Raw genomic sequence first — 15,118 nt, 5'->3', positions numbered from 1 at the left:
GGGCCTACTGTGCTCGCGTCCCACGCCCACTGTCGCGGAGGTGTCCCCCGGTGCCCACGCCGCCCCGCTCCCCCGACCGTCCGCAGCGGCCTTCCCGCCCTCGTGGGCAGGCCCGCAGGCCCGGTCGCCCGCCGCTCAGGAAGAAGTCCAGGTGGGCCATGCGGGTGGCGACGGCGCTGTCGGTGACGGTGCTCGCCGCGGCAGGCGTCGGGCACGCGCTCGTCACCGGCATCGGCGCCGGGATCCACCGGATCGACCCCTTCAAGGACATGAAGAACCGGCCCGCCGCGGGCGACGGCATGAACGTGCTGCTCGTCGGCACCGACGGCCGCGACAAGATCAGCGAAGAGGAGCGCCGGAAGTACAAGCTCGGCGGCGCGCCCTGCCACTGCACGGACACCGTGATGATCGTGCACATCTCGGCGGACCACGAGCGCGCCTCCGTCGTCTCCCTCCCCCGCGACAGCTACGCGGAGATCCCGGCGCACACCGACATCAACAGCGGCGAGAAGCATCACCAGCACCCCGTGAAGCTGAACGCGGCGTACGCGGAGGGCGGGCCGCAGCTGACGCTGCGCACGGTCGAGCACATGACGAAGGTGAAGCTCGACCACTATCTGGAGGTCGACTTCACCAGCTTCATGAAGACGGTCGACGAGCTCGGCGGCGTCGACATCTGCACGGACTCCCCGCTCAAGGACTCCTACACCGGGCTCGACCTGGATGCCGGCACGCATCGGTTGAACGGCGGGGAGGCGTTGCAGTACGTGCGGGCCCGGCACATGGACAGTGCGGGCGACCTCGGCCGGATGCAGCGCCAGCAGCGGTTCATGGCCGCGCTGATCTCGAAGGCGACGTCGTCGGGCGTGCTGCTCAATCCGGTCCGGTTCCGCGGTGTCGCCTCCACGCTGCTCAACTCGGTCCGTGCCGACAAGGGCTTCGGGTCGGACGAGATGGTGGACCTGGCGCGGGCCATGCGGAACTTCTCGCCGTCGTCCTCGGAGTTCACGACCGTGCCGATCGGGAACATGAGCTACCCCGTGCCGAACATCGGCTCCACCGTGAAGTGGGACGACAAGAAGTCCGCGGCGCTGTTCAAGGCGCTGCGCGAGGACAAGCCGCTCGCTCCGCACCTGCCGAAGGCGAAGAAGGCGGCCGTGGTCGACATCTCGCCGAAGGAGATCAGCGTCCAGGTCGAGAACGGGACGATGTCCTCCGGGCTCGGCAAGAAGGTCGACTCCGCGTTGAAGAGGACCGGGTTCCGGACGACCGGGGCGCCGGTCAACGCGGACGACCGCACCGCGAAGCGGACGACCGTGTTGTACGACCCCGGGTGGGACCGGTCGGCGAAGTCGCTGGCGGCGTCCCTGCCGGGGGCGAAGATGGAGCCGGTGGACGGGCTCGGGTCGACGCTGAAGGTCGTCGCCGGGGCGGATTACAAGGGTGTGCGGGCGGTGCGAGCACAGGATGCGGAGCCGGGGGCGTACGGGGCGGTCACCGGGGACCAGGTCGTGTGTGGTTGACCTCTTGTTGCGGTCGGCCGGGGTTGCGGTCGCGGGGCTCTGCCCCGGACCCCGCGCCTCAATCGCCGGCGGGGCTTGAATTGGTCGCCCGTAGTTCCTTGATTGCGCGGCGCTTCGCCAAGCGGTGTTGGCGGCGGATCTGGGCCTCCTGGTAGCGGCGGCGGTCGCGGTCGGTCTCGGGTTCCACCGGGGGGACCGTGCGGGGCTTGCCGTCCGCGTCGACCGCGGCGAAGACCAGGTACGCGGAGCCGACCTGCTGCGCGGGCGTCGACTCGTTCCAGCGCTCGGCGAGCACTCGCACGCCCACCTCCATCGACGTGCGCCCCGTCCAGTTCACCTGCGCCTTCACGTGCACCAGGTCGCCCACGCGCACGGGCTCCAGGAACGCCATCTCGTCCATGGACGCCGTCACCGCAGGTCCGCCCGAGTGCCGGCCGGCCACGGCGCCCGCCGCGTCGTCCACCAGTTTCATGATCACGCCACCGTGCACCGTGCCGAGAAGGTTGGTGTCGTTGTGCGTCATGATGTGCGACAACGTCGTGCGGGAAGCGGAAGTCGGCTTGCCCGGAATATCCGATTCCGCGCCGTGGGCCTGGTCTGTCATGCCACCAACCTTATGCGCGCACCGAATGTGTTAGCTCTGCAACAGCACTGGTGCGATTTCCCTTCAGGGCTTGTAAGGCACGTATTCGAGCACGGCACACTGAGCCCTATGAATGAGTGGCCCGACGGGCGGAGCGACAGGCAGGGCGGCGCCGGCAACGGTGGATACGGCCGTGGCAGCGGTAGCGCACGCCCGGAAGGCGCCCGCGTGATGCGGCACGTGCAGCGCCCCGTGCCGCCGCAGCAGCAGCCCGCGTACGACGGCGGCGGGTACAACCCGTCGTACGACGACGGGTACAACACCGGCCAGGTCTACGGCCAGCCGAGCGGCCGGGGCGGGGGCCGGGGTCCCGGCTTCGACGACGGTGGCGACTACGGGCCGCCGACCGGCCGGCCGGTGCGCCCCCGCAACTGGGGCAAGCGCATCAAGTGGACCGTCCTGACCGTGATCTTCGTGGTGGTCGTCGCGAGCATCGGCACGTACTTCTGGGCCGACTCCAAGCTGCACCGCGACGTCGACCTGTCGAAGGTCATCGACCGGCCCGAGGCGGGCGACGGCACGAACTACCTGATCGTCGGCACGGACAGCCGTGAGGGCATGTCCGCCGAGGACAAGAAGAAGCTGCACACCGGCTCCGCCGAGGGCAAGCGCACGGACACGATGATGATCCTGCACGTCGGCTCCAACGGGGACACCCTCGTCTCGCTGCCGCGTGACTCGAACGTCGAGATCCCCTCGTACAAGGGCGCCGAGTCCGGCAAGACGTACCCCGCCACGGGCCGTCAGACGAAGCTGAACGCCACGTACGCGGAGGACGGCCCGACGCTGCTCGTGCGCACCGTCGAGTCCAACACCGGTCTGCACATCGACCACTACGCGGAGATCGGCTTCGGCGGCTTCGCGAGCATCGTGGACGCGGTCGGCGGCGTCGAGATGAATCTGAAGGAGGGCTTCAAGGACAAGTGGTCCGGGGCCGACTTCCAGAAGGGCAAGCAGACCCTGGACGGCCAGCAGGCCCTCGCGTTCGTCCGTACGCGGCACGCCTTCGCCCAGTCCGACCTGCAGCGCACCAAGAACCAGCAGCAGTTCCTCGGGGCGCTCGCGCACAAGGTGTCCTCGCCCTCGACGATCCTGAACCCGTTCACGCTGTACCCGACGATGGGCGCGGGTCTCGACTCGCTCACCGTCGACAAGGACATGAGCCTGTGGGATCTCGGCAAGATGTTCATGGCGATGAAGTCCACCAACAGCGGTGACGGCAAGTCGATGAACATGCCGACGAGCGGTTCGGTCGGCGGCAACCTGCTGTGGGACAAGGCCAAGGTCAAGCAGCTGGTCGACCAGTTCAACAACGACGAGAAGGTCACGGTCTCCAGCGACTGAGGCCAGGATGTCGTCATGACGTCCGCTCTCGTACTCGGTGCCGCCGGTGGGGTCGGCCGGGCGATCGTGGCCCGGCTCGCCGCCGGCGGTACGCATGTCGTCGCGGTCGACCAGGACCCGACGGCCCGTCAACTTCCGGGCACACACGCGGTGTTGGCGGGCGACGCCACGGACGAGGCCGTCATCGGACGGGCCTTCGACGCCGCCCCCGAGCCGCCCTCCGTCCTCGTACACGCCCTGCTGCACGAACTGCGGGCGCCACTCGGCGAGTTGACGCCGCCGCAGTGGCACCGGGTCTTCGACGTCGGGCTCGTCTCCGCCTGGCAGGCCGCCGCGGAGCTGGTGCGGCGCAAGGGTGCGGGGCCCGCGTCCGTGGTCCTCGTCGGGTCGGTGCACGCGCACGGTGCGGCGCCCGGCTGCGCGCCGTACGCGGTCGCCAAGGCGGGGCTCGGAGCGCTCGCCCGCGCGGCGGCCACCGAGTGGGGGCCGCTGGGGGTGCGCACCAATGTCGTCGAGCCCGGCTTCGTGCCCGTCGAGCGCAATGCCCACCGCTGGCGCGAGCCCGCCGCGCGCGCCCGCGTCGAGGCGGACTACCCGCTCGGCCGCCTCTGCTCCCCCGAGGAGATCGCCGACGTCGTCGCCTTCCTGGCCGGGCCCTCCTCCTCGTACGTCAACGGGGTCTGCCTGCCCGTGGACGGCGGCTACCTCGCGGCGCTGCCGGAAGTCACAAAAGGTGATGCGGAGGGCCCCCGCCCCTGACACGCTGCGCCGATGGATCGCGAAGAGATCTCCCGCATCGCCCACGCCGACCACCCGATCAAGGCCCCGCTCGGCGACGACTCCGTGAGCGAACTGCTGCGCCACGCCCTGCCCCGCGGCGACGAGCGCGTTCTCGACCTCGGCTGCGGCCCCGCCGAATGGCTGCTGCGCGCCCTCGCGACGCATCCGGACGTCCGGGCCGAGGGCGTCGACCTCGCCGAGAGCTCCCTCACCGAGGCCCGCGAACGGGCGGAAGCAGCAGGTGTGTCCGACCGGCTCGCGCTGCACCACAAGGCGGCCGAGGACTTCGTGCCGGAGAAGCCGTTCGACGCCGTGCTCAGCGTCGGCGCCGCGCACGCCTTCGGCGGCCTGCTGCCCACGCTCGACGCGGCCCGCGCGCACCTGGCTCCGGGCGGCCGGGTCGTGATCGGCGACGGCTACTGGGAGGCCACGCCCTCCGCCGAGGCGGTCGAGATGCTCGGCGACTTCGCCGACCTGGCGACCACCCTCGACCGGGTCGCCGGGGCCGGCTGGACCCCGGTCGCGGCACACCTCAGCACCCGGCACGAACTGGACGCGTACGAATGGTCCTGGCTCGGCTCCGTAGCGAACTGGTCCCTCGACCACCCGTCCCACCAGGCCGGCGCCGACCTCCTGGCCCTGGTCGACGAACGCCGCACGGAATGGCTCCGCGGCTACCGCCACTGCTTCGGCTTCGCGTGCCTGGTGCTGCGGCGGACGCACGAAGGCCCCTGATCCGTGCGGGTGATCAGGGGCCTCGGCGTGAGCGGCGCTACGGCAGGTTGCGCGCCATGACGATGCGCTGGACCTGGTTCGTACCCTCGTAGATCTGGGTGATCTTGGCGTCGCGCATCATGCGCTCGACCGGGTAGTCGCGGGTGTAGCCGTAGCCGCCGAGGAGCTGGACGGCGTCCGTGGTGACCTCCATGGCGACGTCCGAGGCGAAGCACTTGGCGGCGGCGCCCTGGAAGGTGAGGTCCTTGTCGCCGCGTTCCGACTTGGCGGCGGCCGCGTAGGTCAGCTGGCGGGCGGCCTCGATCTTCATGGCCATGTCCGCGAGCATGAACTGGATGCCCTGGAAGTCGCCGATCGGCTTGCCGAACTGCTTGCGCTCCTGGACGTAGCCCTTGGCGTAGTCGAGGGCGCCCTGGGCCACGCCGAGGGCCTGGGCGGCGATCGTGATGCGGGTGTGGTCGAGGGTCTTCATCGCCGTGGCGAAGCCGGTGCCCTCGGCGCCGATCATGCGGTCGGCGGGGATCCGCACGTTGTCGAGGTAGACCTCGCGGGTCGGCGAGCCCTTGATGCCGAGCTTCTTCTCCGGGGCGCCGAAGGAGACGCCCTCGTCGCTCTTCTCCACGACGAAGGCGGAGATGCCCTTCGAGCGCTTCTCCGGGTCGGTGACGGCCATCACCGTGTAGTACTCGGACTCACCGGCGTTGGTGATCCAGCGCTTCACGCCGTTGAGGACCCAGAAGTCGCCGTCGCGCACCGCGCGGGTCTTCATGCCCGCCGCGTCCGAACCCGCGTCCGGCTCGCTCAGGCAGTACGAGAACATGCCGTCGCCCTTGGCCAGCGGGCCCAGGTACTTCTTCTTCAGCTCCTCGGAGCCGGAGAGGATCACGGGCAGGGAGCCGAGCTTGTTCACGGCGGGGATCAGGGAGGACGAGCAGCAGACGCGCGCCACCTCCTCGATCACGATGACCGTGGCGAGCGCGTCGGCGCCCGCGCCGCCGTACTCCTCGGGTACGTGCACCGCGTGCAGGTCAGACGCGGTGAGCGCGTCGAGCGCCTCGCGCGGGAAGCGCGCCTCCTCGTCCACCGCGGCGGCGAACGGGGCGATCTTCGCCTCGGCCAGCGCGCGGATCGTGTCGCGGAGCATGTCGTGCTCCTCGGACGGGCGGTACAGGTCGAAGTCAGCCGATCCGGCCAAGGTCTCTCACGCTCCAAGCCACGCTTCTGCTGGTGCAGATGTCGATGCTAATTACCGTTAAGTAACCCGAATTTTAGGTCTCGGCGCACACCACGGATACGTGAGCTACGCGACAAAGGGAAAGTTGCCCGGTGAGGCGCCTCCACATGCCACGGCTATGCTCGGCAGCGCCCTGAAGCACCCACACCTCTGGAGCCCCCGATATGGCCCTCAAGATCACCGTGATCGGCACCGGCTACCTCGGCGCGACACACGCCGCAGCCATGGCCGAACTCGGCTTCGAGGTGCTCGGCCTGGACGTCGTGCCCGAGAAGATCGACATGCTCACGCGGGGCGAGGTCCCGATGTACGAGCCCGGCCTGGAGGATCTCCTGCGCCGGCACGTCTCGGGGTTCGAGGGTTCGAGCGGGCGGCTGCGCTTCACGATGGACTTCGCCGAGGCCGGCGAGTTCGGCGATGTGCACTTCGTGTGCGTGAACACGCCGCAGAAGCACGGCGAGTACGGCTGTGACATGAGCTACGTCGACGCGGCCTTCTCCTCGCTCGCCCCGCATCTGAAGGAGGGCGCGCTCGTCGTCGGCAAGTCGACCGTGCCGGTCGGCTCGGCGGACCGCCTCACCGAACTGCTGCCGGAGCACGCGGAGTTGGCGTGGAACCCGGAGTTCCTGCGCGAGGGCTTCGCCGTGAACGACACGCTGCACCCGGACCGGATCGTGGTCGGCGTGAACAGCGACAGGGCCGAGAACCTGCTGCGCGAGGTGTACGCGAAGCCGCTCGCCGAGGGCACCCCGTTCATCGTGACGGACTACCCGACCGCCGAGCTGGTGAAGACGTCGGCGAACTCCTTCCTCGCCACCAAGATCTCCTTCATCAACGCGATGGCCGAGGTCTGCGAGGCGGGCGGCGGCGACGTCGCGAAGCTCGCCGAGGCGATCGGCTACGACGAGCGGATCGGGCACAAGTTCCTGCGGGCCGGGATCGGCTTCGGCGGCGGCTGCCTGCCCAAGGACATCCGCGCGTTCATGGCGCGCGCCGGCGAGCTGGGCGCCGACCAGGCCCTGACGTTCCTCCGCGAGATCGACTCCATCAACATGCGGCGGCGCGGCGCGATGGTCGAGATGGCGCGCGAGGCTTTGGATTCAGGGGGCGAGCGCGGAGCGCTCTCGGGTAGGGATGGTGGCGGGCGACGGGCGGGAGGCGGGGCGTTCCTGGGCAAGCGGGTCGCCGTCCTCGGCGCCACGTTCAAGCCCGACTCCGACGACGTACGCGACTCCCCCGCGCTGAACGTCGCCGGGCAGATCCACCTCCAGGGCGGCCAGGTCACGGTCTACGACCCGAAGGGCATGGACAACGCGCGCCGCGTCTTCCCGACGCTCGGCTACGCCGACTCGGCGCTTGAAGCGGTGCGCGGCGCGGACATCGTGCTGCACCTCACCGAGTGGCGCGAGTTCCGCGAGCTCGACCCGGCGGAGCTTGCCAAGGTCGCCACGAGCCCGGTGATCCTGGACGGGCGCAACGCGCTGGACAGTTCGTTGTGGCGGGCGGCCGGGTGGACGTACCGGGCGATGGGGCGTCCGTCGGCGTAGGACCGTCCGTCCGTGTAGGACCGTGCTTGTTCGGAAGCTCTACCTGGCGCGGTAGCCCCGTACCTGTTCGGAAGTACTACTTGGCGCGGTAGCGCCGCATCTTCGCCCGGGCCCCGCAGACCGCCATGTCGCACCAGCGACCGCGGCCGGCGGGGCTCCGGTCGTAATACGCCCAGTGGCAGTCGGCCGCCTCGCAGGCCTTGAGCCGTGCCCAGGTGCCGTCGCCGCGCGCCTCGGCGATGGCCGCCGCGACGCGTCCGGCCAGGGAGTCGCCGCGCACCGGGACCAGGCTCGCCGCGCCGTCCCGCTCGTCGACCGCCACCCGCAGCGGCGCCCGCGCGAGCAGCTCGCCCAGCGGGGTCACGGTGCGGTGCGGCGGATGGCCCGCGTGGGCCAGGCAGGCCGCGCGCAGCGACTCGCGCAGTTCGCGCGCCTCGTCGAGCCCGCCCGCCGTGATGCCGAAGCGCTCGCGCTGCTCGGCCAGGTCCAGTGCGTCCTCGCCCGTCGTGATGTCGAGCAGCGTGTTCACCAGGGCCTCGATCAGGGCGAGGCCGCCGGGTGCGGTCGGGCGCGCATTCATGGTTGCGACGTTACCTGCTATGCGGGAGTATCCAGTAACGCCGAAGTTACCGGTTAACCCCGTATAGGGGTAACACGAGGAGGCATCATGCCCATCGCACAACTCGGAGTCGTCGTCCTGGACTGTCCGCGGCCGCGTGAGCTGGCGGAGTTCTACGCCGCCCTGCTCGGCGGCAGCATCACCGGCGACGAGGAAGGCTGGGTCGATGTGGAGGCGCCGGGCGGCCACCGCCTCGCGTTCCAGGAGGCACCCGGTTACGTGGCGCCCTCCTGGCCCGCGGCGGACGCGTCACAGCAGTTCCACCTCGATCTGACGGCGGCGGACCTGGACGCGGCCGAGAAGGAGGTCCTCGCGCTGGGCGCCACGGCGCTCGACGCGGAGGACCGTGATCGCAGCTGGCGGGTTTACGCGGACCCCGCGGGGCACCCGTTCTGCCTCTGCGCCTGCTGAGGCGCGTGGGACGCAGCCGGCGAGACGGAGGGACCTCCCATGGCATTCGCGAAGATCGGCACCATCGCCTACGACTGCCCCGACCCCCTCGCACTCGCCGAGTTCTACGCGGCCGTGCTCGGCGGCGAGATCGAGAACTACGAGGGCAAGGGGTACTGGTACAACCTCCACGTGCCCGGCGGACAGCAACTGTCCTTCCAACGGGTTCCTGACCACAAGCCCCCGCAGTGGCCCGCCGCCGACCACGACTCGCAGCAGCTCCACCTCGACCTGGACGTGGAGGACATCGAGGCCGCGCAGGAGCAGATCCTCGCCCTCGGCGCGGTCCCGCTCGACCTGGACGACGAGGGCGGCGCGCGTGACTTCCGGGTGTACGCGGATCCGGCGGGGCATCCGTTCTGCTTGATCCGGCCGGAGGCGGATTAGCGGCCGGATCAAGCAGGGATGGCCGGCCCGGTCCCTACGGTTCGTGGGTGGCGGTCGACGGGCCGCGGCGGTGTTGCGCGGCACGGGAGACGAACTCCGTGCTGCGCAGCACCCGTTGGGCGTTGCCCCAGGTGAGCAGGGCGAGGTCGGCGTCGGTCCAGCCGCGGTCCTGGAGTTCCGCGATCAGGGCCGGATAACCGGCGACGTCGGTGAGGTCCTCGGGGCGGGCCTCCCCGGTGTCGTACGTCCCTGACAGGCCCACCGCCTCGGGGCCCGCGAGGCGGCGCACATGGTCGATGTGGTCGGCCACGTCGCGCAGGGCGGGGCCCGTGCGGTCCGCGGAGCACGGCACCAGGCACAGTCCCCCGTTCTCGCCGAGTGCGGCGAGGAGGTCGTCCGGGGCGTTGTCGGGGTGGTGGTTCAGGGCGTGGGCGCCGGAGCGGGTCAGGGCGACCGGGGCCTTGGAGACGTCGAGGACGCGGGCGGCGGTCGCGACGGAGGCGCCGGTGAGGTCGATGAGCATGCCGAGCCGGTTCATCTCCCGTACGACCTCTTCGCCGAACCGGGTCAGGCCGGCGTCCGACGCCCATGAGGTGCCGCTCAGCGTGAGGGCGCGCAGGCCGAGGGCGTGCAGGGAGCGCAGCGTGCCGAGCGAGTCCGCCGCCGCCGTGGCCGGGGCCGGGCCGATGAGAACGGCGATACGGCCGTGGGCGCGGGCGTCGGCGGTGTCCGAGACGGAGCGGGAGAGGCGGAGGTCCTCCGGGTGGCCGGCGACGACGTTGGTGATCAGGTCGATCTGTTCCAGCGTCGTGGCGACGGGGGCGTCCGGGGCTACGTGGGGTGCCCACAGCTGAGCGCCGGTGCCGCCTGCGCGCAGCCTCGGGAGATCGACCTCCACGGCGGTCTCGCCCAGCTCCAGGTCGTACCAGGGGAGGGTGCGCAGAACCTGCGGGAGCCCGCAGTAGCCGTCGGCGACGGGGTGGCGGGTGAGGAGGTCGTGGGGTGGGGTGGGGGTGGGGGCCGGGGGTGCGTTGCCCGCGGGTGTGGGGGTCGCGGGTGCGTCACCCGCGGGTGCGTTGCCCGCGTCGGCCGGGGCGTGGCCTGCGGGGGCCGCGGGTGTGGGGGCCGCTGGTGTGTTGCCCGTGTCGGCCGGGACGTGGCCTGTGGGCGTGGGTCTTGCGAGGTCGGCGGTGGCGGGCCTCGCGGCTTCCAGATCGCCTGCCTCGGCGGGGGCGGTGAGTTCGTCCTGTAGGTCTGCCATGGCAGGGCTCCGGACGTCGGTGGGACAGTCGTTCGGACCACCGTTGCACGGGGTGGGGGCGGGGTCTCGGCGAGCGGTGCCGTTCGGGTGGGGCGAGGGGGTGGTTGGGCGGGGCCGGGGGCTCTGGTGTGCGGCGCCGGGGTCCCGGCCGGCGTACCTGTGCGCGGCGACGGGGGGCGGCACCGGGGCCTGCCCGGCGCACTTGTGCGCGGCAACGGGGTGCCGACCTGCGTACTCGTGTGCGGCAACGGGGCCCGAGCTTTGCCGGGGGCGGCATCCCACGCCATCCCCACGATGCGCTGCGCCGCCCCTCGCCGACCGGGTCGGCACCCGCCTATCCCCCACCCACCCGCCCCCTCCGGGGGCGTCGGCCCCAGGGTCCGGGGCGCCGCACCGGTCGCCGCGCGTGCCGCAACCGCCGCACCCGGAGTTGGCGCCTGCCGTGTTCGCTGCGCGGCACCGGGGCCCCACCCCGCGCCCTCGCACGCGGCACCGGCCCCCGAGCCTTGCCGGGGCGACACCCCACGCCGTCCGCACGATCCGCTGCACCTCCACCGCACCGGCAGTGCCGGATCCCGCCTATCTCCCACCCACCGCCCCCTCCGGGGGCGGTGGCCCAACGGGGCCCGGTCCCAGACGCTTCGCAGCGCCTGCCGCAACAGCCGCGCGGCAGCGGGGTTCCGGGCGTTGCCGGGGCGGCGCCGGAGGCGTGGTGCGGGGCACCGGGGGGCGAACGTGCCCACCCTGGCGTCGGATGGGGTCTCACCCGCGCGGAGCCAGGCGGACGGCTCGGGAAAGGCAGTTGCCCAAGGCGGGGCAGGTGGGTGGGGAAGTCACCTCCGGCGGCGGACAACCCGACGCCGGCGGCAGCCGGCGCCATGGATGGGCCGCTGCCTGCTCGTCCGAGGCAGGGGCGGCGGGGCTGCCTCAGGTGACGGAACCATGCCTGCGGCCGATTCGCCCAAGGCAGGAGCCGGGGGGGCCGACCCGGGAGGCGAACCACGCCGACCAGCCACTCACTCAAGGTACGGGCCGCGGAACCAACCCGGGAGGCGGATCACACCAGCCGGCCACTCGCCCGAGGCACGGGCCGCAGAGCCAACCCCGCGTGACGGACCACACCAGCCGACCACCCGCCCGAGGCAAGGCCGTCTCAGGGAGCCATGCCTGACGGCGGACCGCGCCGAGCGGTGGTGGTTGCGGGTTTCGCAGTGGGCCGGAGCGGCGGGCGGTCGTGGAGCATGCGCGCTCGTGGGCGGACGGCATGAGCCGGCAGGGCGGCGTAGCCCCAAGGCACGACCCCGGCGCAGGCAGCTGGGAGCGCCCGACCGGAGCCCCCGGAGGGGGCGGGTGGTGGGAGGTGGGCGAGGCAAGCCGAGCGATCCGGGGGGGCACCGCAACCACCCCGACGCCCCGGGACACCGGCCCCCGGTCCGGGACACCGCAACCACACCCCACCCGGCCCGGGAGGGGGGCAGGGCACCCGAACCACCCCACCCGGTCCGCGCCCCGCGCTACCCGTCCAGTTGACCCAGCGTCGCGTTCGACGGGCCCCTGCGGGTGCGGAGGTCGGAGGCGACCGATTCCGCGTCGGCGAGGACTCGGACCGCGTTGCGCCACGTCAGTTTGGAGAGGTCGGCGCGGGACCAGCCCCGGTCGACCAGCTCCGCGATGAGGTTCGGGTAGCCGGAGACGTCGTCGAGGCCGTCCGGTGTGAACGCCGTGCCGTCGTAGTCGCCGCCGATGCCGATGTGGTCGACGCCGGCGACCTCGCGCATGTGGTCCAGGTGGTCCGCCACCGTGGGGACCGTCGCGATCGGACGGGGGCGTGCCTCCTCGAAGGCGCGGTGCAGCTTCATCGCCTCCGGGGACGTGTCCAGGTGGTGGAAGCCGTGGGAGCGGAGGTTGTCGTCCGCGGCCGCCGTCCAGTCGACGGCCGCCTGCAACACGAACTTGGGGACGAAGGTGGCCATGGCCACTCCCCCGTTCCCCGGCAGGCGTTCCAGCACGTCGTCCGGGATGTTGCGCGGGTGGTCGCACACCGCCCGCGACGAGGAGTGGGAGAAGATCACGGGCGCCTCGGACACGTCCAGCGCCGCGCGCATCGTCGTCGCCGCGACGTGCGAGAGGTCGACCAGCATGCCCTCGCGGTTCATCTCGCGGACCACCTCGCGGCCGAAGGCGGAGAGGCCCCCGACGCCCGGCTCGTCCGTCGCCGAGTCCGCCCACGCGATGTTGTCGTTGTGCGTGAGTGTCATGTAGCGGACGCCCAGCGCGTACAACGCCCGTAGCGTGGCGAGGGAGTTGTTGATGGAGTGGCCGCCCTCGGCGCCCTTGAGCGAGGCGATGCGGCCCTCCTTCCGCGCCGCTTCCATGTCGGCCGCGGTCCGCGCCTCGCGCAGCTCACTCGCGTACCGGGCGATCAACTGGTCGACGCAGTCGATCTGTTCGAGCGTGGCGCTGACCGCCGCGTCGCCCGACAGGTCCGTACGGACGTACACCGACCAGAACTGCGCGCCGACGCCGCCGGCCTTCAACCGGCCCAGGTCCGTGTGGAGATGGGCGCTCTGGTCGGTGGCGATGTCGCGCGCGTCGATGTCGTACGTGACCTGCTCGCGCAGCGCCCACGGCAGGTCGTTGTGCCCGTCGACGACCGGGAACTCGGCGAGCAGCGAGCGGGCTTCCTCAATACGAGTCGGAGGGGTACTCATGCGCGTCACTTCCCGAATCCGAAGCCCGTGCCCGAGCCCTCGACCTTGGCCCGCAGCCGCTTGCCCTTCTCGGTCGCCTGGTCGTTCAGCTCCTGCTGGAAGTCCCGCATGCGGCCGAGGAGTTCCTCGTCGTGGGCGGCGAGCATGCGGGCCGCGAGCAGGCCCGCGTTGCGCGCGCCGCCGACCGAGACGGTGGCGACGGGGACGCCGGCCGGCATCTGCACGATGGACAGCAGGGAGTCCATGCCGTCGAGGTACTTCAGCGGGACCGGCACGCCGATCACCGGCAGCGGCGTCACCGACGCCAGCATGCCGGGCAGGTGGGCCGCGCCGCCCGCGCCCGCGATGATCGCCTTGAGGCCGCGCTCGGCGGCCTGCTCCCCGTACGAGATCATCTCGTGCGGCATCCGGTGCGCGGAGACGACGTCGACCTCGTAGGGGATCTCGAACTCGTCGAGGGCCTTCGCCGCGGCCTCCATGACGGGCCAGTCGGAGTCCGAGCCCATGACGATGCCCACCACGGGACTCACTGCAGAACTCATTCTGTGATCGTTCCTCGGAGGTAGCCGGCTGCGTGACGGGCGCGCTCCAACACGTCGTCCAGGTCGTCGCCGTAGGTGTTGACGTGGCCGACCTTACGGCCGGGCTTCACGTCCTTGCCGTACATGTGGATCTTGAGCTGCGGGTCGCGGGCCATGCAGTGCAGATACGCGCTGTACATGTCCGGGTAGTCGCCGCCCAGGACGTTGCACATGACCGTCCATGTCGCGCGCGGGCGCGGGTCGCCGAGCGGCAGGTCGAGGACGGCGCGCACGTGGTTCGCGAACTGGGACGTCACCGCCCCGTCCATCGTCCAGTGCCCGGAATTGTGCGGGCGCATCGCGAGCTCGTTGACCAGGATGCGGCCGTCGCGGGTCTCGAAGAGTTCGACCGCGAGGTGGCCGACCACGCCGAGCTCCTGCGCGATGCGCAGCGCCAGCTCCTGGGCCTCACCCGCGAGGGACTCGTCGAGCTCGGGCGCCGGGGCGATCACCGTGTCGCAGACGCCGTCGACCTGCTGGGACTCGACGACCGGGTAGGCGACCGCCTGGCCGTGCGGGGAGCGGACGACGTTGGCCGCCAGCTCGCGTACGAAGTCGACCTTCTCCTCGGCGAGGACCGGCACGCCCGCCTTGAACGGGTCGGCGGCGTCGGCCTCGGAGCGTACGAACCACACGCCCTTGCCGTCGTACCCGCCGCGCACCGTCTTGAGGATGACGGGGAAGCCGTCCCCCTCCGCCGCGAAAGCGGACACGTCCGCCGGATCCGTCACGATCCGGTGGCGCGGGCACGGCACGTCGAGCGACGTGAGCTTCGCACGCATCTCGCCCTTGTCCTGGGCGTACAGCAGCGCGTCGGGCCCCGGGCGGACGGGGATGCCGTCCGCCTCCAGGGCCCGTAGGTGCTCTGTCGGTACGTGCTCGTGATCGAAGGTGATCACGTCGCAGCCCCGCGCGAACTCGCGCAGCGTGTCCAGGTCGCGATAGTCGCCGACCACGACATCGCCGACGACCTGCGCCGCGGAGTCCTGCGGAGTGTCACTGAGGAGCTTGAACCTGATGCCGAGCGGGATGCCTGCCTCGTGTGTCATACGAGCGAGCTGTCCACCGCCGACCATGCCGACTACGGGGAACGTCACCGGTCCAGGGTATCGGCCATTTGACCGGATCCCGTACGCACCTCGTCCTGTAGGAAAGGACAAGGAGAGGACGAGGGAGGGGCGAGAGAGGGGCGGGGTGCGGCCATCGTCGCCGTCCCCCGACGTCCGGGTGGGGCCCCGGTTAGCATGGCTGGGTCGGTCATGACCGGACGACCGGCCCGGATCAGGAGACGACGGGGGCTGAG

At 71.5% G+C, this 15,118-nt stretch carries 14 protein-coding genes; 7 read left to right on the top strand and 7 right to left on the bottom strand.

Features of this window, described 5'->3' with window-relative positions; genetic code table 11:
* Window positions 1-50: 50 nt before the first annotated feature.
* Window positions 51-1,523 carry an LCP family protein gene (locus ACOKM3_RS24950; protein ID WP_461855555.1) on the top strand — a complete coding sequence of 491 codons (1,473 nt, stop codon included), beginning with the start codon at window positions 51-53 and terminating at the stop codon, window positions 1,521-1,523.
* A gap of 58 nt (window positions 1,524-1,581) precedes the next feature.
* On the opposite strand, the gene ACOKM3_RS24945 is transcribed toward ACOKM3_RS24950, so the two are convergent.
* The gene (locus ACOKM3_RS24945) at window positions 1,582-2,127 is read right to left on the bottom strand and encodes an acyl-CoA thioesterase (RefSeq protein ID WP_426903264.1); all 546 of its coding nucleotides are present in this window, start codon (window positions 2,125-2,127) and stop codon (window positions 1,582-1,584) included.
* A gap of 108 nt (window positions 2,128-2,235) precedes the next feature.
* Here ACOKM3_RS24945 and ACOKM3_RS24940 point away from each other — a divergent pair, with 108 nt between their 5' ends.
* From ACOKM3_RS24940 to ACOKM3_RS24930, 3 genes are read left to right on the top strand one after another with little or no spacing between them, the layout of a single operon-like run.
* Window positions 2,236-3,510 (top strand): LCP family protein, encoded by a 1,275-nt coding sequence (locus ACOKM3_RS24940; protein WP_426903263.1) that lies wholly within the window; start codon window positions 2,236-2,238, stop codon window positions 3,508-3,510.
* A gap of 15 nt (window positions 3,511-3,525) precedes the next feature.
* Entirely contained in the window at window positions 3,526-4,269 is a 744-nt protein-coding gene (locus ACOKM3_RS24935; RefSeq protein WP_426903262.1) for an SDR family NAD(P)-dependent oxidoreductase, read from the top strand.
* Between the two features lie 12 nt (window positions 4,270-4,281).
* On the top strand, window positions 4,282-5,025 hold the full coding sequence (locus ACOKM3_RS24930; protein ID WP_426903261.1) for an SAM-dependent methyltransferase: 744 nt from the start codon (window positions 4,282-4,284) through the stop codon (window positions 5,023-5,025).
* Window positions 5,026-5,062: 37 nt separating this feature from the next.
* On the opposite strand, the gene ACOKM3_RS24925 is transcribed toward ACOKM3_RS24930, so the two are convergent.
* Entirely contained in the window at window positions 5,063-6,220 is a 1,158-nt protein-coding gene (locus ACOKM3_RS24925; protein ID WP_426903260.1) for an acyl-CoA dehydrogenase, read from the bottom strand.
* A 203-nt stretch (window positions 6,221-6,423) separates the two neighbouring features.
* Here ACOKM3_RS24925 and ACOKM3_RS24920 point away from each other — a divergent pair, with 203 nt between their 5' ends.
* Window positions 6,424-7,806, top strand: coding sequence for a UDP-glucose dehydrogenase family protein (locus ACOKM3_RS24920; RefSeq protein ID WP_426903259.1), 1,383 nt, complete (start codon window positions 6,424-6,426; stop codon window positions 7,804-7,806).
* 76 nt (window positions 7,807-7,882) lie between these two features.
* Here the strand turns inward: ACOKM3_RS24920 and ACOKM3_RS24915 are convergent, their stop codons facing one another.
* Window positions 7,883-8,386: a CGNR zinc finger domain-containing protein gene (locus ACOKM3_RS24915; protein WP_426903258.1), complete on the bottom strand. Its 504-nt coding sequence runs from the start codon at window positions 8,384-8,386 to the stop codon at window positions 7,883-7,885.
* A gap of 87 nt (window positions 8,387-8,473) precedes the next feature.
* Between ACOKM3_RS24915 and ACOKM3_RS24910 the strand changes: the two genes are divergently transcribed.
* Window positions 8,474-8,836, top strand: a complete 363-nt coding sequence (locus ACOKM3_RS24910) for a VOC family protein (protein ID WP_426903257.1) — start codon at window positions 8,474-8,476, stop codon at window positions 8,834-8,836.
* A 39-nt stretch (window positions 8,837-8,875) separates the two neighbouring features.
* Window positions 8,876-9,262, top strand: a complete 387-nt coding sequence (locus ACOKM3_RS24905; RefSeq protein ID WP_426903256.1) for a VOC family protein — start codon at window positions 8,876-8,878, stop codon at window positions 9,260-9,262.
* A gap of 34 nt (window positions 9,263-9,296) precedes the next feature.
* On the opposite strand, the gene ACOKM3_RS24900 is transcribed toward ACOKM3_RS24905, so the two are convergent.
* From ACOKM3_RS24900 to ACOKM3_RS24885, 4 genes are all read right to left on the bottom strand, one after another.
* Complete coding sequence (locus tag ACOKM3_RS24900) at window positions 9,297-10,523, bottom strand: dipeptidase (protein ID WP_426903255.1); 1,227 nt, start codon at window positions 10,521-10,523, stop codon at window positions 9,297-9,299.
* Window positions 10,524-12,037: 1,514 nt separating this feature from the next.
* On the bottom strand, window positions 12,038-13,234 hold the full coding sequence (locus ACOKM3_RS24895) for a dipeptidase (protein ID WP_426903254.1): 1,197 nt from the start codon (window positions 13,232-13,234) through the stop codon (window positions 12,038-12,040).
* Window positions 13,235-13,239: 5 nt separating this feature from the next.
* Window positions 13,240-13,776, bottom strand: a complete 537-nt coding sequence (purE, locus tag ACOKM3_RS24890; protein WP_426903253.1) for a 5-(carboxyamino)imidazole ribonucleotide mutase — start codon at window positions 13,774-13,776, stop codon at window positions 13,240-13,242.
* Window positions 13,773-14,975: a 5-(carboxyamino)imidazole ribonucleotide synthase gene (locus ACOKM3_RS24885; protein ID WP_426903252.1), complete on the bottom strand. Its 1,203-nt coding sequence runs from the start codon at window positions 14,973-14,975 to the stop codon at window positions 13,773-13,775. Before ACOKM3_RS24885 ends, purE begins: the two co-directional genes overlap by 4 nt.
* Window positions 14,976-15,118: the final 143 nt, after the last annotated feature.

The sequence above is a fragment of the Streptomyces nidicola genome (genome assembly GCF_050106155.1).
Classification (GTDB): domain Bacteria; phylum Actinomycetota; class Actinomycetes; order Streptomycetales; family Streptomycetaceae; genus Streptomyces.
This window is presented reverse-complemented; position numbering and strand designations above follow the sequence as displayed.

Excerpts from the sequence above, each read along its gene's own strand:
- ACOKM3_RS24910 (WP_426903257.1), top strand. The coding sequence starts at position 8,474 with ATGCCCATCGCACAACTCGGAGTCGTCGTCCTGGACTGTCCGCGGCCG.
- ACOKM3_RS24945 (WP_426903264.1), bottom strand. The coding sequence starts at position 2,127 with ATGACAGACCAGGCCCACGGCGCGGAATCGGATATTCCGGGCAAGCCG.
- ACOKM3_RS24900 (WP_426903255.1), bottom strand. The coding sequence starts at position 10,523 with ATGGCAGACCTACAGGACGAACTCACCGCCCCCGCCGAGGCAGGCGAT.
- ACOKM3_RS24935 (WP_426903262.1), top strand. The coding sequence starts at position 3,526 with ATGACGTCCGCTCTCGTACTCGGTGCCGCCGGTGGGGTCGGCCGGGCG.
- ACOKM3_RS24940 (WP_426903263.1), top strand. The coding sequence starts at position 2,236 with ATGAATGAGTGGCCCGACGGGCGGAGCGACAGGCAGGGCGGCGCCGGC.
- ACOKM3_RS24895 (WP_426903254.1), bottom strand. The coding sequence starts at position 13,234 with ATGAGTACCCCTCCGACTCGTATTGAGGAAGCCCGCTCGCTGCTCGCC.
- ACOKM3_RS24920 (WP_426903259.1), top strand. The coding sequence starts at position 6,424 with ATGGCCCTCAAGATCACCGTGATCGGCACCGGCTACCTCGGCGCGACA.
- ACOKM3_RS24905 (WP_426903256.1), top strand. The coding sequence starts at position 8,876 with ATGGCATTCGCGAAGATCGGCACCATCGCCTACGACTGCCCCGACCCC.
- ACOKM3_RS24930 (WP_426903261.1), top strand. The coding sequence starts at position 4,282 with ATGGATCGCGAAGAGATCTCCCGCATCGCCCACGCCGACCACCCGATC.
- purE (WP_426903253.1), bottom strand. The coding sequence starts at position 13,776 with ATGAGTTCTGCAGTGAGTCCCGTGGTGGGCATCGTCATGGGCTCGGAC.
- ACOKM3_RS24915 (WP_426903258.1), bottom strand. The coding sequence starts at position 8,386 with ATGAATGCGCGCCCGACCGCACCCGGCGGCCTCGCCCTGATCGAGGCC.